The organism is Streptomyces violaceusniger Tu 4113, assembly GCF_000147815.2.
In the GTDB taxonomy this organism is placed as follows: Bacteria; Actinomycetota; Actinomycetes; order Streptomycetales; family Streptomycetaceae; genus Streptomyces; species Streptomyces violaceusniger_A.
Genome location: NC_015957.1, coordinates 3,239,941 through 3,262,538 on the forward strand (window position 1 = coordinate 3,239,941; position 22,598 = coordinate 3,262,538).

2 protein-coding genes (1 of these 2 running past the window's edge) are annotated in these 22,598 nt (G+C 74.7%); both read right to left on the reverse strand.

The window, feature by feature from the left end; genetic code table 11:
- Complete coding sequence (locus STRVI_RS46300; RefSeq protein WP_050993662.1) at window positions 1-22,386, reverse strand: non-ribosomal peptide synthase/polyketide synthase; 22,386 nt, start codon at window positions 22,384-22,386, stop codon at window positions 1-3.
- Window positions 22,383-22,598 carry the 3' portion of a non-ribosomal peptide synthetase gene (locus tag STRVI_RS46305; RefSeq protein ID WP_014056324.1) on the reverse strand. It continues 16,782 nt past the right edge of the window, so the window shows 216 of its 16,998 coding nt (coding positions 16,783-16,998); its start codon lies off the right edge, out of view — the gene reads right to left on this strand; its stop codon occupies window positions 22,383-22,385. Before STRVI_RS46305 ends, STRVI_RS46300 begins: the two co-directional genes overlap by 4 nt.

Here is a 22,598-nt window from a genome sequence, read left to right on the forward strand (position 1 = left end):
TCAACGGTCGGACGGGGTCGGGGTGGTGCGCGCGTCGCGCAGGGACCGGGCGAGCACCGGGCCGATCACGGCCCAGGCGGCGGCCTTGGTGATGTCGTTGTGGGTGCAGGCCACGTCGTGCCGGACCACGCGCCCGTCGACGTACGGGCCCCACAACTCGGGGGTGTAGGCCGAGCCCTCCTTGCCCTGCGCGGCGTGGAAGACCAGCACCTCGCCGCGGAACCGGTCCAGGCGGAAGTCCGCGGTGATGCGGGAGATGTTGGTGCCCACCCGCGCCAGGGCCTCGATGTGCCGTTCCTCCAGCCCGGCGATGGCGCTGTCGCCGTCGTCGAGCAGGGCGCGGGCCCGTGCGTGGTCCAGCGGGCCGTCGCCCAGTTCCGCCGGGTCGTGGCCGAGGTATGCCAGCAGTTGCCGCAGAACGTCCTCGGGCCGCTCCTCGACCGCCTCATGGGCGTTGACCACGGGGTAGGCGTCGAGAATGGCCAGCGTCGCGACGTGTTCCCCGGCGGCCTGCAGCCGGGTGGCGATCAGATGCCCCAGGACACCGCCGAGCGACCAGCCCAGCAGATGGTACGGGCCGTGCGGCTGGATGGCCCGGATCTGCTCCAGATAGTCCTCGGCCATGGCCGCCACCGACTCCGGCAGCGGCTCATCGCGGGCCAGGCCGCGCGCCTGGAGCGCGTACACCGGGTGCTCGGGGTCGATGTGGCGCAGCAACCCCGCGTACGTCCAGCTCAGCCCGCCCGCCGGCGGCAGGCAGAACACCGGCTCGGCGCCGCCGGTGCCCCGCAGCGGCAGCACCACGTCCAGCGGGTCGCCCTCGTCGCCGGCGGTCAGCCGCTCGGCGAGGCCCTCGACGGTGGGGCTGTCGAACAGCGCGGTGATGCTCACCGCGGTGCCGAAGGCGAGGTTCACCCTGCTGACCAGCCCGGCCGCGGTCAGTGAATCACCGCCGAGGTCGAAGAAGTTGTCCTCGATCCCGATCCGGCCGACTCCCAGCGCCTCGGCGAACAGCCCGCACAGGACCTCCTCGCGCGGTGTCCTGGGCGCGCCGCCGCCGGTGCTGCCCGCGGTGTCCGGCGCGGGGAGGGCCGGTCGGTCCAACTTGCCGTGCGGGGTGACCGGCAGGGTGTCCAGGGCGACGAACGCCGCGGGCACCATGTAGTCGGGCACGTGGCCCGCGAGGTGCTTGCGCAGCACCATCGGGTCGAGCCGGCCCCCGTCGTGCGGCACCACGTACGCCGTGAGGCGGCGCCCGGCGGGGCCGGACTCCCGCAGCACGACGGCGGCCTGGGCCACGTCCGGGTGGCCGAGGAGCACCGATTCGATCTCGCCGGGCTCGATCCGGAAGCCGCGTACCTTCAGCTGCTCGTCGGCCCGGCCGACGAAGGTGAGCTGCCCGTCGTGGCTCCAGCGGACCAGGTCGCCGGTGCGGTACATGCGTCCCCCGGGCGTGCCGAACGGGTCGGCGACGAACCGCTCCGCCGTCAGCGCGCCGCGGCCCAGGTAGCCGCGGGCCAGGCCGGGCCCGCTGACGTAGAGCTCGCCGGCCACCCCGGGTGGCACCGGCCGCAGCCGCGCGTCCAGCACGTAGGCGGAGGTGCCGGCGATGGGCCGGCCGATGGGGACCGCGGCACCCGCGGTGAGCGGATCGCTCATCGTGGCGCAGACGGTCAGCTCGGTCGGCCCGTACGCGTTGATCATGCGCAGCCTCGGCGCCCACTGCTCCACCTGATGGGGCGGGCAGGGCTCGCCCGCGACCACCAGGGTGCGCAGCCCGGGCAGCCCGTCGGGTGCCACCGCGGCCAGGGCGGTGGGCGGGATGGTGGCGTGGGTGACCCCGTGCCGGGTGATCACCTCGGCCAGCGCCGGACCCGGCATCAGCTCGGCCGCCGGGGCCAGCACCAAGGTGGCGCCCGCCGTAAGGGCGGTGACGATCTCCGAGACCGCCGCGTCGAAGCTGGGTGAGGCGAACTGCAGCACGCTGCTGTCCGCCTGGATCGCGAACCGCTCGGTCTGCGCCGCTGCCAGATTGCCGATGCCGCGGTGGGTGACCACGACGCCCTTGGGCCGTCCGGTCGTGCCCGAGGTGTAGATGACGTACGCGGCCTCGTCGGGTGAGGCGGGTCCGGCCGGGACCGGGGGTGCGTCGCTGTGGGCCGCCCACGCGGCCCGTACCGCGGGGTCGTCCAGCACGAGCGCCGGCCGGTTCCCGCCGGCCTCCTCCAGCAGGCGGACCGTGTCCGTGGTCGCCACCATCAGCGCCGGGCGCGCGTCGTCCAGGATGAACGCGCACCGCTCGGCCGGATAGCGCGGGTCCACCGGCAGGTACGCCGCGCCCGCCCGGGCGACGGCCAGCACGGCCACCGCCGTATCGGGCGTGCGCTCCAGTACCAGAGCGACCAGTGAGCCCTTCCCCGCGCCGCGCTCGGCCAGCAGCCGTGCGAGCTGGTTCGCGCGCCGGTCCAGCTCCGCGTAACTCAGCCGCTCCTGTTCGCAGGCCACGGCGGTGCGCCGCGGGGCGCGCCGGGCCTGCTCGGCGACCAGCTCGGACCAGCGCGACGACGGGACGACGCGGGCGGTGTCGTTGAACCGCCGCAGCACCTGGTCGCGCTGGCCCGGGCCGAGCAGGTCGACCCCGCCGGCCGGCTGGTCCGGGTCGGTGGCCAGCGCCCGCAGCCAGCGCATCAGCTGGTCCACGAGCCCCGCCGCGGTCGGCGCGTCGACCACATCGGGCCGGTGGTCCAGCCGCAGCCGCAGTGTTGCCCCGCGCATGGACGCGCACAGGGCCAGCGGATAATGGGTGGCCTCGCGCGTCTCGTCTCCGCTGACGTCCACCTCGCCCGGCTCGGTGTCCAGGCCCGGCGGCGGGGCCGGGTAGTTCTCGAACACCGTGGCCGAATCGAAGAGTTCGCCGAGCCCCGCCAGCCGCTGCACATCGGACAGGCGCAGATACGGATAGGGCATCAGCGCCGACTGCTGCCGCTGGATCCGCTCCAGCAGCGCCGACAGGGGCTCCGCCTGGTCCAGGCGGACCCGGACCGGCAGGGTGTTGATGAACAGCCCGACCATCGTCTCGATGCCCGGCACCTCCGGTGGCCGCCCGGAGACGGTGGCGCCGAATACCACATCGTCCCGGCCGGCGAGCCGGCCCAGCAGGGTGGCCCAGGCGCCCTGCACGAGCGTGTTGAGGGTCAGCCCGTGACGGCGCGCCACCTCGGCCAGCGCCGCGCTCAGTTCCGCGTCCACCTCCACGACCCGGCGCGACGGCACGGCCGTCACCCGGGCGCCGGTCCGCGGCGCGAGCAGCAGCGGCTCCTGCAGCCCGGCCAGCGCCTCGCGCCAGGCGTCCTCGGCCTCGCCCCGGTCCTGCCGGGCGAGCCAGGTGAGGTACGCGCGGTGGTCCGCCGGGACGGGCAGCGCCCGGTCGTCGCCCGCCGCCCCGTACAGGGACACCAGTTCGCCCAGGAGGATCGGCATGGACCACCCGTCGAGCAGGATGTGGTGGTTGGTGAACAGGAAGCGGTACGCGTCCTCGGCCACCCGGATCAGGGTGAAGCGGATCAACGGTGGCCGGCCCGGGTCGAAGCGGCGCGCCCGGTCCTCCGCGACGATGCGCTCCACCTCGCGGTCGAGCTCCTCGCCGCCGAAGGTCCGCAGATCGTGCTCGTACCAGGGCAGCGCCAGGTCGTCGACCACCACCTGCACCGGGCGGTCCAGGTCGTCCTGACGGAAGGCCACCCGCAGGTTGGGGTGGCGCCGAAGCAGGGTGCGCGCCGCGGCCCGTAGCGCGTCCCGGTCCACCTGACCGTCCAGCGTCCACAGGAACTGGACGGTGTACGGGTCGTGGCCGGCGTCGTCATAGCGCGCGTGGAAGAGCAGCCCCTCCTGCAGCGGGGTGAGCGGCAGCACGTCCGCCAGGCCGGGCAGATCGGCTTCGAGCCGCTCGATCTGGCGCTGTGTGAGCTGGACGAGCGGCAGATCGGAGGGGGTGCGCCCGCCGGCGCCCGGCCGGAGCCCCAGGTCGGCCAGCGCTTGGAGCGCCTCGACCCAGCCCGCGCACAGCTCGAGGACCTCCTCGTCGGTGAACAGCCCGTCCGGCCAGCTCCACATGCAGCTCAGGGACGGGCCGTCGGCCGTGTCGTCCGCGCGTGCGTTGATCTCCAGGGGATGGCCGAACGGCCGCTGCCCGTCGGTGTCGCCGTCATAGCGGCCGGTCTCGTACACCGGCTCGGTGGCGGTCGGCGGCAGCGGGGTGCCGGGTGTCGCGAACCGGCCGAAGTAGTTGAACGCGACCTGCGGTTCGGCGCCGCCCGCGAGGCGGGCGGAGGACTCCGGGTCGAGGTAACGCAGCAGCCCGTAGCCGATCCCGTGGTCGGGGACCCGCCGCAACTGCTCCTTCACCGCCTTCGCGGCCCGTTCGGCGGCCGGCCCACCCACCCGCGCGGGGCCGAGACCGGACAGGTCGATCCGCACCGGGTACATCGCGGTGAACCAGCCGACGGTCCGCGTCAGGTCGACGCCGTCCACGATGTCGTGCCGGCCGTGGCTCTCCACCGCCACCAGGACGTCGTCGCGGGCGTCGCCGCGGCGCGCGGCGCGCCACCGGGTCAGGGTCAGCGACAGCGCGGTGAGCAGGATGTCGTCCACCCCGCCGTGGATGGCGCGCGGTACGTCCGTCAGCAGCGCGGTGCTCAGCTCCACGGGCAGCCGGACGTGGGTGAACCGGGTCGAGGCGACGGTATCGCGGGCCGGGTCGAGCGGGCGGTGGCCCAGCGTCGGCTCGGGTGCGCGCACCATCTCCTCCCAGAACCCGGTCTCGGCACGCCGCTCGGCCGCCAGCCGGTGCAGCCGGGTGGCCCAGCCGCGCAGCGAGGTTCCCACCGGCTGGAGGGCGATCTCCCGGTCCTGGGCCGTCGCCTCGTACGCCTCGGCCAGGTCGGGCACCAGCACCCGCCACGAGACTCCGTCGACGGCCAGGTGGTGCACCAGGAGCAGCAGGTGCCCGCCGTGGTCGGGGCCCGGGTCGAACCACACGGCCCGCACCATCACCCCGTCGTCCGGGGCGAGTTGGGCCGCCGCCGTCTCGCGGTGCGCGGTGACCGCGGCCTCCAGCGCCGCCACGTCCAGGCCCGCCACGTCCACGCGCTCCAGCAGCTTCTCCGCGCCGGCCGCCGGGAGCTGTGGGATCTCCAGGCGCCACCGCTCCTCGTCCCGGTGCAGCCGCATGCGCAGCGCCGCATGGTGCTCCAGCAGTGCCTCCAGCGCCCGCACCAGCGGCTCGCGGGTGGCCCCCGCGGGCAGCGGGACGACGCGGGACTGGTGGAAGCCCTCGATGGGGCCGCCCCGCTCGCGCAGCCAGTACACGATGGGCAGCAGCGGCACCTCACCGGTGTCCGGCTCGTCGGCCCCGTCCGCGGCGGCGTCGTCGAGGCGGACCGCCCCGGCCAGCTCCGCGACGGTCGGGTACTGGAACACATCGCGCGTGCCGATCAGCAGCCCGGCCCGCCGGGCGCGGCTGACCAGTTGGATCGACATGATGCTGTCGCCGCCCAGGTCGAAGAAGTTGTCGTCGATGCCGATGGAGGGCAGGGCCAGCACCTCGGCCATCACCGCGCACAGCCGCACCTCCCGCTCGGTGCGCGGCGCCCGCGAGGTGGCCGCGGCGGAGAAGTCGGGCGCGGGCAGGGCACGTCGGTCGAGCTTGCCGTTGACGGTGGTCGGCAGGGCGTCGAGGGGGACGATCGCGGCGGGCACCATGTACGCGGGCAGCCGCTGCTCGGCGTAGCCGCGCAGGTCGGCCACCAGGGTGCCCAACTGCCGTGATCCGAGTGGGTTGTTGACGTGCGCCGCGGGCTCCAGGCGGGTGGCGGGCAGGTACACGTCGGTCAGCAGGGGCCCGTCGGCGCCGAAGACCGCGTCCAGCCGCCCGGGTGCGCCCGGGGCGTACGTGACGAGCACGGCCGGCCCGAGGCGGTCGCCGAGGGCATACAGCGCCTCCGGATCGATGCCCGGCTCGGCGGGGCGGTGGAGGGCGTCCACGGCCTCGGCGACCTGGCGTCCCTCGGCGAGGGACTGGAGGGCGGCCTGTTCCCCGGCCAGCCGGGCGTCCGGGATGCCCGTCACGCGCACCGGCCCGCCGCCGCGCCCGGCCAGCATGCGTTCCATGTCGGCCAGGTCGGTGAGGTCCACGCCGTAGCGCAGGTGCTCGATGGTGCCGAGGTCGTGTGGGTCCGCCGGGCCGGTGCGCAGTACCACGTCGAAGCGGTGGCGGGTGAGCTCGTTGTCGCCGTGGCCGCGCTTGACCCGGACGTCCACGGCCGTGTAGGCGGGGATGTGGCGGGCGACGGCGGCGAAGTACTCGGGGTCGACCAGGAGTTCCTTCTCCATCATGATCGTCTGCTCGACGGCCCGGGACACCGCGGCCTCGTCCTGGTGCTCGGCGCGCTGGCGCAGCCGGATCGCGGTCTGGAAGGCGCGCTGGGTGCGCAGATTGCGCTGGTCGCCGAGGAACACCGCACCGCCGGGGGCCACGAGGTCCGCGAGTGACTGCAGCAGGTCGGTGAGGTAGGCGGCGTGGGGGAAGTACTGGGCGACGGAGTTGATGACGACGGTGTCGAAGAAGCCGGTGGGCAGCCCGTCCAGCTCATGCGCGGCGCGTAGCTGCAGCTCGACCCGGCCGGCCAGTTCGGGCCGGGCGGCGACCTGACGGCGCAGTACGGCGATGGCCTCGGCGGAGAAGTCCAGGCCCCAGTAGGTTTCGCAGTCGTCGGCGAGCTTGGCCAGCAGCAGTCCGCTGCCGACGCCGATTTCCAGCACCCGGCGGGGCCGTAGGGCACGGATCCGTTCCACGGTGGCGTCCCGCCACTCGCGCATCTCCTCGATCGGGATGTCCTCGCCGGTGTAGCTGCTGGCCCAGCCGCTGAAGTCCTCGCCGAACTCCTCCGGCCGCTCCGCGCCGTACATCTGCGCGTACAGCTCCTGCCACTGGTCGATCTGCTCCTCGGCGGAGCCGGTCGCCTCCGCGGTGCCGTCGGCGCCCGGCACCACATACGCCACCAGCTGGTGGTCGCCGGGGCGGTCCTCGCGCACCACGACGGCCGCCTGGGCGACGTCCGGGTGGCCGGCGAACGTCGCTTCGATCTCGCCCGGTTCGATCCGGAAGCCGCGGATCTTGACCTGGTCGTCGGCGCGGCTGAGGAACTCCACGGCGCCCCCGGCGTTCCACCGCACCAGGTCGCCCGTCCGGTACATCCGGCCGCCCGCCGGGCCGTACGGATCGGCCACGAACCGCTCGGACGTCAGCTCCGGCCGTCCCAGGTAGCCGCGTGCCAGTCCGGCGCCCGCGATGTAGAGCTCGCCCGGGACGCCGGGCGGGACCGGGCACAGCCCGTCGTCCAGAACGTGGACGCGCATGTTGTCCAGCGGCCGTCCGATGGGGATCCGGGCGGGGACGTTATCGGGGTCCGGCACCCGGAAGCGGGTGGCGAAGGTGGTGGTCTCGGTCGGGCCGTAGCCGTCCACGACCACGGTCCCCGGGCAGGCCGCCATGACCCGCCGCACCGCCTCCGCGGGCACCACGTCGCCGCCGGTCCACACCTCGGCCACGCCCGCGAAACAGGACGGGGCCTCCTCGGCGGTGAGCCGGAACAGCCCGGCGGTCATCCACAGCCCGGTGACCGCGTGCTCGGCGACGACCCGCTCCAGCGTCGGAAGGTCCAGGTCACCCGGCGGGGCCACCACCACCTGGCCGCCGTTCAGCAGCGGCACCCACAGCTCGTACGTGGCGGCGTCGAACGCCTGCGGCGAGTGCAGCAGCACCCGGCGGTGCGCGCCCGAGGCGAACGCCCGGTCCGCCGCGAGTGCCGTGACGTCGGCGTGCGTGATCGCCACGCCCTTCGGCACCCCGGTCGAACCGGAGGTGTACATCACGTACGCCAGCTGCTCGGGGCGCACGGGCGCCGGGAGCGGTGCGTCCTGCCCGTCGGCCGGTGCCGGGGCGTCCACCACGAGGACGGTGGCGTCGTGCGCGCACTCCGGCGCGGGCGAGGCCAGGTCGGTGAGCAGTACCGAGACCTGACTGGCCGCCATGATGTGGCCGCGCCGGGAGGCCGGGTAGCGCGGATCGATCGGCACATACGCGGCGCCGGACTTGAGCACCGCGAGGATCGACACCACGAGCCCGGGCGAGCGCTCCTGGAACAGGGCGACCCGGTCCTCGGGGGCGACCCCGAGTGCGACCAGGCGCCGCGCGAGACGGTCGGACGCCTCGTCCAGCTCCCGGTAGGTCAGCCGCCGCTCGCCCGCGGCGACGGCCACCGCGTCCGGCGTGCGCGCCACCTGGGCGGCGAACCGCCCGGTCACACTGTCCGGCACGGCGTTGGTGGCGGTGTCGTTCCACCGCCGCACCACGGTCTCCCGCTCCTCCTCGCCCAGCAGATCGATCGAGGAGACCGGACGCCCCGGATCCGCGGTCACGGCGGTCAGCAGCCGCTCGAGGCGCTCCAGCAGCCCGGCGACCGTGGCGGCGTCGAAGAGGTCGGTGCTGTACTCGACGAACCCGTCCATGCCCTCCGGCGCGCCGCTGTCGTCGTCGAACTGCTCGGCAAAGCTGAAGAACAGGTCGAAACGGGAGGCGCCGGTGAAGCCGTCCGCGGCCGTGACGGTGAGCCCGGGCAGCTCGAGGTCCGCGGCCGCCGTGGCGTTCTGCAGGGCCAGCATCACCTGGAACAGCGGCTGGTGTGCCGCGGAGCGGTCCGGCCGCAACACCTCCACCAGGTGGTCGAACGGCACGTCCTGGTGGGCGTACGCGGCCAGCGCCGTCTCCCGGGCGCGGCCGACCAGCTCGGCGAACGAGGGGTTGCCGGTGAGGTCGTTGCGCAGCACCAGGGTGTTGACGAAGAAGCCGACCAGCTTGTCCAGCGCCTCGTCGGTGCGGCCCGCGATGGGGCTGCCCAGCGGAATGTCCGTGCCCGCGCCGAGCTTGTTCAGCAGCGCCGCCACCGCGGCCTGCATCACCATGAAGGCGCTCGCACCCTGCTGCCGGGCCAGCGCCCGGATCGCGGTGTGCAGCGGTGCCGGCAGCCGGATGCCCAGCCGTCCGCCCTCGAAGCCGGCCACCGCCCGGCGCGGCCGGTCGGTGGGCAGATTCAGCTGGTCGGGCAGGTCCGCCAGGGCCCGCTCCCAGTGGCCGACCTGCGCCGCGAACAGGCTGTCCGGATCGGACTCCTCGCCCAGCAGCTCCCGCTGCCACAGCGCGTAGTCCGCGTAACTCACCGGCAGCGGCTCCCAGTCGGGCGCCCGCCCGGCGCAGCGGGCCGCGTACGCCCGGGCCACGTCCCCGGCCAGCGGGCCGATCGACCAGCCGTCGCCCGCGATGTGGTGGACGACCAGCACGAAGACGTGCTCGGTGGGCGACAGGGAGAGCAGGGACGCGGCCACCGGCAGGCCGGCGGTCAGGTCGAACCGGACCCGGACCGCCTCGGCCGTCGCGGCCTCCACCTCGGACGGCGTCACCTGGCGCGCGGCGATCTCCACCCGGGCGTCATCCCCGGTCAGGATCTGCTGACTGGGCACGCCGTCGACCTCGGGGAAGAAGGTGCGCAGGCTCTCGTGCCGGTCGAGGACGTCGTCCAGCGCGGTCCGCAGCGCGTCCCGGTCCAGGTCGCCGGAGAGCCGCACCACGAACGGCATGTTGTACGTCGGGCTCGGCCCCTCCAGACGGTGCAGCAGCCACATCCGGCGCTGGGCGAACGACAGCGGCAGCACTTCCGGGCGGGGCAGCGGGCGCAGCGCGGGGCGCGCCTGGTCGGCGCCGTCGAGCCGGCCGACCAGCCCGGCCGCGGTGGGGTGCTCGAACAGGGCGCGGATCGGCAGTTCGACGCCGAAGACCGTGCGCACCCGGCTCATCAGCCGCGTCGCCAGCAGCGAATGGCCACCGGACTCGAAGAAGCTGTCATGGACCGGGAAGGCGTCCATGCCGAGGGTCTGGGCGAACAGCCCGCACATGATCTCCTCGCGCGGGGAGCGCGGGGCGCCGCCCTGGGCGCCTTGGGCGGTGGCCGCCGGTTCCGGCAGGGCGTGCCGGTCGAGCTTGCCGTTGGGCGTCACGGGCAGCGCGTCGAGCGGGACGATCGCGGCGGGGACCATGTACTCGGGCAGAGACGCCGCGAGATGCGCGCGCAGCGCCCCGGTGTCGGCCGCCCGGCCGGGCGCCGGCACGACGTATCCGACGAGCCGCTGGTCGCCCGGTCTGTCCTCGCGCAACAGCACCGCCGCTTGGGCGACGTCCTGATGGCGGGTCAGCGCCGCCTCGATCTCTGCGGGTTCGATGCGGAACCCGCGCAGCTTCACCTGGTGGTCGACCCGGCTCAGGTACTCCAGGCATCCGTCGGAGCCCCACCGGGCGAGGTCCCCGGTGCGGTACATCCGGGTGCCCGCCGCGCCGTACGGGTCGGCCACGAAGCGTTCCGCCGACAGGCCGGGCCGCCCCAGATAGCCGTGGGCCAGCCCCGAGCCGCCGATGTACAGCTCGCCCGCGACCCCGGCCGGGACCGGCCGCAGCCGCCCGTCGAGGACATGGACGGTGGTGTTGGCGATCGGGGCGCCGATGGCCGGGGCGCCCGGGCGGGCGCCGAGCGCCGCGGTCGTGGACCAGATGGTGGTCTCCGTCGGCCCGTACAGGTTGGTCAGCTCCGCGCCGGCCCCGGTGATCCGGTCCGCCAGTTCGCGCGGCAGCGCCTCACCGCCGGCCAGGGCGCGCAGGCCCCGCGGCGCGTCAGGGGCGTGGGCGACCAGGGCCTGCCACAGGGACGGCGTCCCCTGCAGAACGGTCGCGCCCGCCTCGTCGGCCAGCCGCAGCAGCGCCGCCGGGTCGCGCACCGTGTCGCGGTCGGCGATGACCACCGCGGCGCCGCTCACCAGCGGGAGGTACAGCTCCAGCGCGGCGATGTCGAACGACACCGTGGTGACGGCCAGCAGCCGGTCGGCGGCCCCCAGCGGGAACCGCTCGGCCATGTCGCCCAGGAAGTTGGCCAGCGCGCGCCGCGGCACCACCACCCCCTTGGGCCGTCCGGTCGATCCCGAGGTGTGGATGACGTACGCGGGGTGCTCCGGATGCACCGGCGCGGCCCGCTCGCCGTCGGCCCACGGCCGCGCCGGCGCATCGGGTCCGCGGTGCGGCTCGACGTCGTCCAGCAGTTCCAGGCTCGTGCCCTCGGGCAGGGCCGCGGCGGTGGTGCGGGTGGCGAGGGCGAGCAGCGGACGTGCGTCGGCGAGGGTGGCGGCCAGCCGCTCCGCGGGGTGCGCGGGGTCCAGCGGCAGATACGCCGCGCCCGAGCGCAGGACCGCAAGGAGCGCCACCAGCATGCCGGTGCCGCGCGGCAGGGCCACGGCGATCAGGCTGCCGGGCGCCGCGCCGCGCTCGATCAGGCGCCGGGCCAGCCGGGTCACGGCGGCGTCCAGTTCGCCGTAGGTCAGCGACCCGTCGGGGCCGCGCACCGCGAGAGCGCTGGGGGTGGCCGCGGCGCGCCGGGCGAGCAGCGCGTCGACACCGTCGGCGGGGACCGTGCGCCGTGGCCCGGTGCCCGCCGTGCGCAGCGCCGACCGCTCTTCGGGGTCGAGCAGCTCCAGCTCCGCGACCGCCTCGTCGGGCGCGGCGATGGCCGCGGAGAGCAGCCGCACCAGGCGGGCCGTCAGACCGGCCACCCGCTCGCCGTCGAACAGGTCGACGGCGTAGCCGACCGTGCCGGTGATACCGGCCGGTGTGCCATCCGCGGCGTGGTGCTCCGTGAAGGTGAAGGACAGGTCGAACTTCTCCGTCTCCAGCGTGAAGCCCTCCGGCTCGACCGTCAGCCCCGGCAGGCCCAGGCTCCAGTCCGCCCGCGCGGCGTTCTGCAGGTTGAGCGCCACCTGGAACAGCGGGTGGCGGGCCATCGAGCGGCCCGGGTTGACCGCCTCCACCAGGCGCTCGAACGGAAGGTCCTGGTGGGCGTAGGCCGCCAGGTCGGTCGCGCGCACCCGGTCCAGCAGCTCGGCGAAGGTCGGCTCTCCGGAGGTGTCGGTGCGCAGCACCAGGGTGTTGACGAAGAAGCCGACCAGGTCCTCCAGGGCCTCGTCGGTGCGTCCGGCGATCAGGCTGCCGATCGGGATGTCCGTGCCGCAGCCCAGGCGCGAGAGCAGCGCGGCCAGGCCCGTCTGCAACACCATGTAGACGCTCGCCTGCCGGGACCGGGCCAGCTCGCCGATCCGCTGGTGCAGCTCGGCGGGGATCTCCACCGGGACGTGCGCGCCCTGGTAGCTCGCCACGGCCGGGCGGGGGCGGTCGGTGGGCAGGGACAGCTCGTCGGGCAGCCCGGCCAGCGTCTCCTCCCAGTAGCGCAGCTGCCGGGCGATGGGGCTGTCCGGCTCGGCCTCGTCGCCGAGCACCGCGCGCTGCCACAGCGCGTAGTCGGCGTACTGCACGGGCAGCGGCTGCCAGCCGGGCTCGCGGCCGGTGGCCCGCGCCCGGTAGGCGGTCGCCAGGTCGGCCATGAGCGGGGCGAGCGACCAGCCGTCGGCCGCGATGTGGTGCATCGTCAGGGTGAGCACATGGGTATCCGCGGCCGGGGCGAACAGCCGGGCCCGGAGCGGGGGCTCGACGGTCAGATCGAAGCCGCCGCGCATCTCGGCCGCCAGCAGCCCGGGCAGCCGCTCCTCGGTGGTCTCGGTGACGTCCGGCCGCGGCGCGGCCCCGTCCACGGGGAGCACCCGCTGGACGGGGACGCCGACGGACTCGGGGAAGACGGTGCGGAACACCTCGTGCCGCGCCACCAGATCACCCAGCGCCGCGGTGAGCGCGTCCCGGTCGAGGGCACCGGTCATCCGCAGGGCGATCGGCAGGTTGTACGCGGAGTCGGCCGCGTCGTCGAAGCGGTTGAGGAACCACAGCCGCCGCTGAGCGAACGACAGCGGTACCTCGGCCGGGCGCGGCATCGGCGCGAGCGCGCGGCGGCCCGCCCCGGCCTGGGTGAGGTGCGCGGTCAGCCGGGCCACCGTGGGCGCCTCGAAGACGGCGCGGATCGGCAGCTCCAGCCCGAAGACCGAGCGGATCCTGCTGACCAGCCGGGTGGCGAGCAGCGAATGCCCGCCCAGATCGAAGAAGTTGTCGTGCACGCCGACGTCCGGCACCCCGAGCATGTCCGCGAACAGGTGGCACAGCAGCTCTTCCTGCGGGGTGCGCGCACCGGCCGCGCCCGGCCCGTCCCGCCGGTCCGCCACCGGCGCGGGGAGCGCCGCGCGGTCCACCTTGCCGTGCGCGGTCAGCGGCAGCTCGTCCACCGTCAGATACGCCTGCGGCACCATGTACTCCGGCAGCCGCCCTGCCAGATGCCCCGCCAGGTCGGCGGGCGCGCAGGGCGCGGCGCCGGGCGCCGGGACGAGATAGGCCACCAGACGCTGGTCGCCCGGCCGGTCCTCGCGCACGATCACCGTCGCGCCGGCGACGGCCGGATGCGCGGCAAGCGCCACCTCGATCTCGCCCAGCTCGATCCGGAAGCCCCGCAGCTTGACCTGGTCGTCGCCGCGGCCCACGTACACCAGCTCCCCGGCCCGGTTCCACTTGGCCAGGTCGCCGCTGCGGTACATCCGGGCGCCGGGCGGGCCGTACGGGTCGGCCACGAACCGCTCCGCGGTCAGCGCCGGCGCGTGCAGATAGCCGCGCGCCAGCCCCTCACCGGCCAGATACAGCTCCCCGGTCACGCCTTCGGGCACCGGTTCGAGCCCCGCGTCCAGCACATACAGCCGGGCGTTGGCCTGCGGCCGCCCGATCGGCACCGGCCCGTCCGGCAGCCGCGCCCCGGGGGCGAGGCGGTACTCGGCGCAGTTCACGGTGGCCTCGGTCGGCCCGTACACATTGCGCACCGTCACGTCCGGGTGCCGCTCGCGCCATGCGCGCAGGCTGGTGCCGAGCAGTGGCTCGCCGCCGAGCAGCAGGTCGCCGGAGGGCGAGTAGCCGTCGGGCAGCGCGTTGAGCAGCGGCAGATGGCTCGGGGTGGCCTTGAGGAACGTGGCGGGCGCCGCGGTCAGCCCGGCCTCCTCCGGCGGCGCGGGTTCGCTGAGCGAGGCGAGGTTGACGCAGCCGCCGACCAGGAGCGGTGTGTACAGGCCGGTGACGGTCAGGTCGAACGAGACGGGCGAGTGCACCAGTGCCACCCCGCGCGCCGACGCGTACGCGGCGGTGGTGTGCGCCAGGTAGTCGGCGAGCGAGTGGTGCTCGACCACCACGCCCTTGGGCCGCCCGGTGGAGCCGGAGGTGTAGATGATGTACGCCGCGTCCAGCATGGACAACGGGCGGGTGCGCTCCGCGTCGGCCATCGGTCCGCTGTCGGCAGCCGCCAGGACCTCCGCCGTTTCCGGCGCGTCCAGCAGGACCACGGGCACGGCGCACTCCGGGAGCCGGGCCGCGGTGGCGGTGTCGGTGAGCACCAGTGCGGGCGCCGCGTCGCCGAGCATGAAGGCGATGCGGTCGGCCGGGTTGCCGGGGTCGATCGGCAGATACGCCGCACCGGATGTCACCACCCCGAGCAGGGCGGTGACCAGCAGCGGTGTCCTGGGCAGCGCGACCGCGACCAGCGCGCCGGGCCCGGCGCCGGCCGCCCTCAGGTGGCGGGCGAGCCGGCCCGCGGCGGCCGCCAGCTCCGCGTACGTCAGCGTGAGCGGGCCGCGCACCACCGCGGGCGCTTCCGGGGTGCGCGCCGCCTGGGCGGCGAACAGCTCCGGCAGGGGCGCCGCAGGCACCTGCACGGCGGGGCCCGCCGCGTACCCCGACACCAGCCGGTCGCGTCGCTCGGCGGGCAGCATCGCCAGGTGGCCGACGGTCCGGTCCGGGTCGTCCACGGCGGACCGCAGCACCCGGCCCAGACAGGCGGCGAAGTCCTCCGCCGTGGCCTGGTCGAACAGGTCGACGCTGTACTGGATGTCGCCCTGGAGCCCGGCGGGAGCGCCGTCGGCGTCGTACTCCTCGGAGAAGCCGAAGGCCAGGTCGAACCGGGCCGCGCCGAGGTTGACCACGTACGAGGTCACCTCCAGGCCGCGCATCTCGCTGGCGTAGTCCGGCAGGTTCTGCAGGTTCAGCAGCACCTGGAACAGCGGGTGCCGGGCCAGCGAACGAGGCGGGTTGACGGCCTCCACCAGCCGCTCGAACGGCACGTCCTGGTTGCCGTAGGCACTCAGATCGGTCTCCCGCACCCGGTCCACCAGCTGACGGAAGGTCGGGCGTCCGGAGGTGTCGGTGCGCAGCACCAGCATGTTGGTGAGGAACCCGACCATGTCGTCCAGCGCCTCGTCGGTGCGGTTGGCGATCACGCTGCCGATCGGGATGTCGGTGCCCGCACCGACCCGGTGCAGCATCGTGGCGAGACCGGCCTGCAACACCATGTACAGGCTCGCGCCCGTCTCCTGGGAGAGCGCCAGCAGCTTCCCGTGCAGCTCCGCGTCGAGCCGGTAGTACACGGGCATGCCGCGGTGGCTCGCGACCGCCGGGCGCGGACGGTCCACCGGGAGCGCCAGCTCCTGTGGCAGCGCGGCGAGCTGCTCCCGCCAGTAGCGCAGCTGCCCCGAGAAGACGCTGTCCGGGTCGTCCTCGTCGCCCAGCACCTGCTGCTGCCACAGCGCGTAGTCGGCGTTCTGCACCGGCAGCGGCTCCCACCGCGGTGCCGTCCCGTCGCAGCGCGCGGCGTAGGCGGTGGCCAGGTCGGTCGCCAGCGGTCGCATCGACCAGCCGTCACCGGCGATGTGGTGCAGCACGAACAGCAGGACGTGGTCCTCCTCCGCCAGGCGGAACAGCGACACCCGCAGCGGCACCTCGGCTGTCAGGTCGATACCGCGGCGGACCTCGGCCTCCAGCCGTTCGTCCACGTCCCCGGGGCCGGCCTCCACCACCGTCAGGTCGGGCCGCGCCTCTTGCGCGGGCAGGATCCGCTGGTAGGGCACGCCGTCCCGCTCGGGGTACACCGTCCGCAGGCTCTCGTGCCGGCCGACGAGATCGCCGAGCGCGTCGGCGAGCGCGGCCTGGTCGAGCGGGCCCCGCAGCCGGATCGAGATCGGCATGTTGTACGTGGCGCTCTGGCCGTCGAACCGGTTGATGAACCACAGCCGCCGCTGGGCGAACGACAGCGGGATGTGCTCCGGCCGCTCCATCGCCCGCAGCGCGCTGCGCCCGGCGCGGGCGTCGTCCAGCCGGGCGGCGAGCGCCTCGGCCGTCGGCGCGTCGAACACCGCCCGGATGGGCAGCTCCACACCGAAGGCGGCCCGGACCCGGCTGACCAGGCGGGTGGCGAGCAGCGAGTCGCCGCCCAGGGCGAAGAAGCTGTCGTCGACGCCCACGTCCGGCCGCCCCAGGAGGTCGGCGAACAACCTCACCAGCTGCTCCTCGCGCGGGGTACGGGCGGCCCGGCCGGAGACGGCGACCTCGGGCGCGGGCAGCGCCGCGCGGTCGACCTTCCCATTGGCGGTGAGCGGAAGCCGGTCCAGGGTGACCACGGCGGAGGGCACCATGTAGTCCGGCAACTCGTCGGCCAGCCGGCGGCGCACCGCCTCGGCGTCCAGGGCCGCGCCGTCGGCGGGCACGAGGTAGGCGATGAGCCGCTGCGGGCCGTCGGCGGCGCGGCGTGCGATCACCGCGGCCTGGGCCACTCGCGGCAGCCGGGAGACGGCCGCCTCCACCTCGCCCAGCTCGATGCGGAACCCGCGGATCTTGACCTGGTCGTCGGCGCGGCCCGCGAACAGCAGTCTGCCCTCGGGTGTCCACCGCACCAGATCGCCGACCCGGTACATGCGGGAGCCCGGCGGGCCGAACGGGTCGGCCACGAAGGACGCGGCGGTCAGCCCCGGCCGGTCCCAGTAGCCGCGGGCGAGCCCCTCACCGGCGATGTACAGCTCGCCGGTGACCCCGGCCGGCACCGGCCGCACCATGCTGTCCAGCACATAGACGCGCATGTTGTCCATCGGGCCGCCGATCGGCACGGTGCCGACGGGTGGGGTGGCGGCGTCCATCCGGTGGAAGGCGGCGAAGCTGGTGGTCTCGGTCGGACCGTAGGTGTCCTTGAACACCATGCCGGGGAAGCGGTCCAGCAGCCGGGCGACCGAGGCGGCGGGCACCACGTCGCCGCCCGCGAGCAGTTCGCGCACCGGCGCCAGGCACTCCAGGTCCTCGTCCACCACCAGCCGGAACAGCCCTGCCGTCAGATGCAGCGCCGTCACCCGGTACTCGCTCAGGAGCCGCCCGAGGGACGCCACGTCCAGGTCCTCCGGCGGAGCGAGCACCACCTGACGGCCCCTCAGCAGCGGCATCCACAGCTCGTAGTTGGAGGCGTCGAAGGCGTGCGGGGCGTGCAGCAGCACCCGGTGGTGGGCGTCCCCGGCGAAGCAGCGGTCGAGCGCGAACGCCAGCAGGTCACGGTGGGTGACGGCGACACCCTTGGCGCGACCGGTGGAGCCGGAGGTGTACATGATGTACGCGAGCTGCTGCGGATGGCCCGCGACTTGTGGGTCCTCGGCCGGCTGTTCGGCCAGCCGCGGCTCGTCGTCCACGACGATGACCGGACCGCCGGCCGGGGGTGCCTCGGAGACCGACGCGGTGTCGGTCAGCACCACCGCGGCGCCCGTCTCGGCGACGATGAGGGTCGTGCGGGCCAGCGGTGCCCGTGCGTCCAGCGGTACGTAGGTCCCTCCGGCCTTCAGCACGGCCAGCAGCGACACGACGAGATCCGGCGAGCGGCGCTGCAGCACGGCCACCCGGGAGCCCGCGGTCACGCCCGAGGCGCGCAGCAGATGGGCCAGCCGGTTGGCGGCCGTGTCCAGCTCCTGGTACGTCAGCTGCCCGCCCTGCCACAGCAGGGCCGGCTCGTCCGGCACCCGCGCGGCCTGTTCGGCGAAACGGCGCTGCACGGTCTCCACCAGGGCGGGCACCTCGACGGCGGTGTCGTTCCACTCGGTCAGCAGCCGCGCGTGCTCGGCCCCGGTCAGCAGCCGCAGCCGCGACAGCCGCCCGCCGGGCGCGTCGGCGAGCTGGGTGAGCACCGATGTCATGCGCTCCCACAGCCGCGCCACGGACTCCGCGTCGAACAGCGATGAGCGGTAGTGCAGCCGCCCGGTGAGCTCCTGGCTGCCGGGCTCATCGGCCAGGACCACCGCCAGGTCGAACTTCTCCACGCCCAGGGCCGCGTCGTCCGGGCGCACCACCAGACCGGGCCACCGCGCGGTGTCCCCACCGCTCCGTACGGTCACGGCGACCTGCGCCAGCGGATGGCGCGAGGCGATCAGATCCGGCTCCAGACGGCGCAACAGTCGCTCGAACGGGACCGGGTGGCGCCGGGCCTCGGCGGCCGCCTTGCCGACGCGGGTGAGCAGGTCGGCCACCGTCGGATCACCGGAGGTGTCGACGCGCAGCACGGACAGCTGTGCCCCGAAGGTCGCGGGGCCGGTCTCCCCGGCGGGGTGGGACAGGGTGGCGACGGGCACGTCATGGCCGGCCCCGAGGCCGCCGAGCACCAGGGCGAACGCGGCGCGCAGCACCGTCTCCAGGTCGGTGCCGGCCCGCTCGGCGAGCGCGCCGAGGCGCTCGCGTGCCGCGGCGCCCAGCCGGACGGGCACGGCGTGCGAGGGCTGGGCGTCCACGGCCGGGCGCGGCCGGTCGGTGGCCAGCGGCAGCTCCTCGGGCGCGCCCGCCAGGTGTCCGGCCCACCAGGCGAGGGCCTCCTCGTCCCGGGCCCGGTCCGGCTCCGGCTCCGCCTCCCAGCGCACCGGTTCGCCGCCGGTCCGGGCCCGGTAGGCGGACGCCAGGTCGCGCAGCAGCCGTCCGCCCGCCCAGTCGTCGCCGGCGATCCGGTGCACCACCGTCACCAGGACGGCCTCGCGGTCGCTGACGGGGAACAGCGCGAACCGCACCGGCAGCCGGGTGGCCAGGTCGAATCCGCCGGCCACCTCGGCGGCCACCGCCGCCTCGTCGAAGTCGGCCACCGTGAGCGGGACGCGCACGCTCGACGGCGGCAGCACCGTACCGCTCGGCTCGCCGTCCCGCTCGGGGAAGACCGTACGCAGCGCCTCGTGCCGGGCCAGCACATCGTGCAGCGCGCCGCGCAGCGCATCCTGGTCGAGGTCGCCGGTCAGCCGCACGGCGAACGGCACGTTGTGGGTGGCGGCCCGGTGCTCCTCGAAGCGGTTGATGAACCACAGCCGGCGGTCCGCGCGGGAGACCTCCACCGTGCGGGCCCCGGCCGCGGACGCCGCGTCACCCTGCGGCAGCGCGGCCGTGATCCGGGCGGTCAGCGCCTCGACCGAGGGTGCCTCGAAGATGACGCGGATCGGCACGTCCACCCCGAAGGCCGAGCGGATCCGCCCGGCCAGCCGGATCGCGAGCAGCGAATGCCCGCCCAGCTGGAAGAAGTCGTCGTCGGCACCGACCTCGGGTGCGCCGAGGACATCGGCGTACAGACCGCAGACGATCTCCTGCTCAGGGGTCGAGGGCGCGCGCCGGGTGCCCTGCGCCGCCGGCGCCGGCAGCGCGGCCCTGGCCACCTTGCCGCTGCGGGTCAGCGGAAGCTCGTCGAGGACGACGAAGGCGGCGGGCACCATATAGCCGGGCAGCCGCTCCGCGACGTGCTCGCGCACCTCGTCCGCACCGGCCCCCTCCACCACCACGTATGCCACCAGGCGGCGGTCGCCGGGGCGGTCCTCGCGGACGGTGACGACCGCCTGCCGCACCGCGGCGTGGCCGCGCAGGGCGGCCTCGATCTCACCGGTCTCGATGCGGAAGCCGCGGATCTTGACCTGGTCGTCGGCCCGCCCGGCGAACGTCAGCTCCCCGGAGTCGGTCCAGGACACCAGGTCGCCGGTGCGGTACATGCGCTCCCCGGCCGCGCCGAACGGATCGGCCACGAACCGCTCCGCGGTCAGCGCCGCCCGCCCCAGATAGCCGCGGGCGAGCCCCACCCCGCTCAGATACAGCTCGCCCACCGAGCCCACCGGCACCGGCCGCAGCGCCTGGTCCAGCACATAGCCACGCATGTTGTCCAGCGGTGCGCCGATGGACGGCGCGGCGCCCTGCGGGGTGAGTCCGTCGGTCATGGTGGCGGCGACCGTGGCCTCGGTCGGCCCGTACGCGTTGACCATGTGGCGTCCGGGCGCCCAGGCGGAGACCAGTTCGGCCGAGCACGCCTCGCCGCCCACCATCAGCCCGCGCACCGTGCCGAGGCTGCCGGCCGGCATCATCGACAGCGGCGACGGCGGGATCATCAGATGGGTGATCCGTCGCTCGTCGAGCAGCGTGGCCAGGTCGGGGCCCGGCGCGAGGCGCTCCTCGGGCGCGCACACCAGGGTGGCGCCGGTGAACAGAGCCTTGGACAGCTCCCAGAACGAGGCGTCGAAGCTGGGGGAGACGAACTGCAGTACCCGGTCGCCCGGCCCCACCCGGTGCTTACGGCGCTGTACCGCGACGGCGTTGGCCAGACCCAGGTGGCTCACCACGACGCCCTTCGGGCGCCCGGTGGAGCCGGAGGTGTAGATGACGTAGGCCGGGTGCAGCGGGTGCGCGGGAGCGGTGCGCTCCTGCTCGGTCAGCGGGGTGCGCGCGGTGTCCGCCAGCGCGGCGCCCAGCCGCGGGTCGTCCAGCGGCAGCACCTCGGCGGCGCCGGTGGCGGGCAGCAACCGGGTGGCGTCGTTGGTGGTGAGCACCGCAGCGGGCCGCGCGTCGTCGAGGAGGAAGGCGATGCGTTCCCGCGGGTAGCGCAGATCGACCGGCAGGTACGCGGCCCCGGCCTTGGCCACCGCGAGCACCGACAGCACGAACGGAATGCCGCGCGGCAGCGCCAGCGCCACGACCCGCTCCGGCCCGATGCCGCGGGCGGCCAGCTGGCGGGCCAGCTGATTGGCCCGCGCGTCCAGCTCCCCGTAGGTGACGGTGGTCGACTCGTACTCGACGGCGACGGCCTCCGGTGCGCGGGCGGCCTGGGCCTCGAAGAGCTGGGCGAGGGTGGCCGGTTCGACGGGTCGGCCGGTGTCGTTGAACCGCACCAGCAGCCGCTGCCGCTCGGCCGCGTCCAGCAGGTCGAGACGCCCGACCGGCTGCTCCGGCTCGGCCACCAGGGTCTCCAGCAGCCGCCGCGCCCGGTCCAGCAGGGCCGCCGTCTCCTCGGCGCCGAACAGGTCGGGTTGGTAGCTCAGCCGCAGATGCAGCCGCTCCCCGGGCAGCACCATCAGCGCGATCGGATAGTGGCTGTAGTCGGTGCCCTCGGATTCCACGACACGCAGCCCGGTGCCGGGCAGGCTCTCGGCGTTGTGGTCGACGGGGAAGCTCTCGAACACCGTCATGGTGTCGAACAGCTCGGCCCCGCCCGCCAGCCGCTGGATCGCGGCGAGCCCCAGGTGCTGGTGCGGCAGCAGCTCCGTCTGCTCGGCCTGGACCCGTACCAGCATGTCCAGGACGGGCTCGCCGGGATCGATGCGCACCCGCACCGGCAGGGTGTTGAGGAACAGGCCGACCATGTTCTCCACACCCGGCAGCTCCGGCGGGCGGCCGGAGACGGTGGTGCCGAAGACCACGTCGCGGCGCCCGGTGAGCCGGCTCAACAGCAGCGCCCACACACCCTGGACGACCGTGTTGAGGGTGAGCGAATGGCGCCGGGCCAGTGCGGTCAGCGCGGTGGTCAGCGAACGGCTCAGGTCGAGGGTGGCCCGCTCGGGCAGCACCGCCATGCGGTCCGGTGCCACCGGCCGCACCACCATCGGCTCGGCCAGGCCGTCGAGCGCCTCGGCCCACGCCTGTTCGGCCGCCGGCCGGTCCTGCCCGGCCAGCCAGACGAGGTAGTCGCGGAACGGCGGGACCGGCGGCAGTTTGCTGTCATTGGTGCCGCCGCGCGCGTACAGCGCGAACAACTCGCTCAACAGCAGCGGGATGGACCAGCCGTCCAGCAGGATGTGGTGGTGGGTGAAGAGCAGCCGGCAGCGCTCGGCACCCAGACGGATCAGGGTGAACCGCAGCAGCGGCGGGCGCGCGAGGTCGAACCGGCGGGTGCGGTCCTCCTCCGTCAGCCGCGCCACCTCGGCCGCGCGCTCCTCCTCGGTCAGCCCGCCGAGGTCATGCTCGGCCCAGGGGACCGGCACCTCCCGGATCACCAGCTGCACGGGCTGGGCGGAGCTGCGGTGCTGGAAGGACGTCCGGAGGTTGGCGTGGCGGCGCAGCACGGTGGCCGCGGCCGCCCGGAGGGCGTCGGCGTCCAGCCGGCCCTCCAGCTCGACGCTCAGCTGCGAGGTGTAGAGGTCCACGCTGCGGTCGTCGTACAGGCTGTGGAAGAGCAGCCCCTCCTGCAGCGGGGTGAGCGGCAGGATCGCTTCAACTGCCGATGTGCTCATTCCGGCAACCTCCAGTCAGATTCGAGCAGTGAGAGTTCGTCGTCCGAGAGCGACACCAGGGACCGGTCGACCGTCCCGTCGTCGGGCGGCGGTGGCGCGCTCGGCGCCGGGGCCCCCTCCGGTGTGATGTCGGTGGGTGTATCGGCGACGGCCGCCATGTCCGCCGCCGTCTTGTGCCGGAACACATCACGGGCGGTGAGGACCACACCGGC

Excerpts from the sequence above, each read along its gene's own strand:
- STRVI_RS46300 (WP_050993662.1), bottom strand. The coding sequence starts at position 22,386 with ATGAGCACATCGGCAGTTGAAGCGATCCTGCCGCTCACCCCGCTGCAG.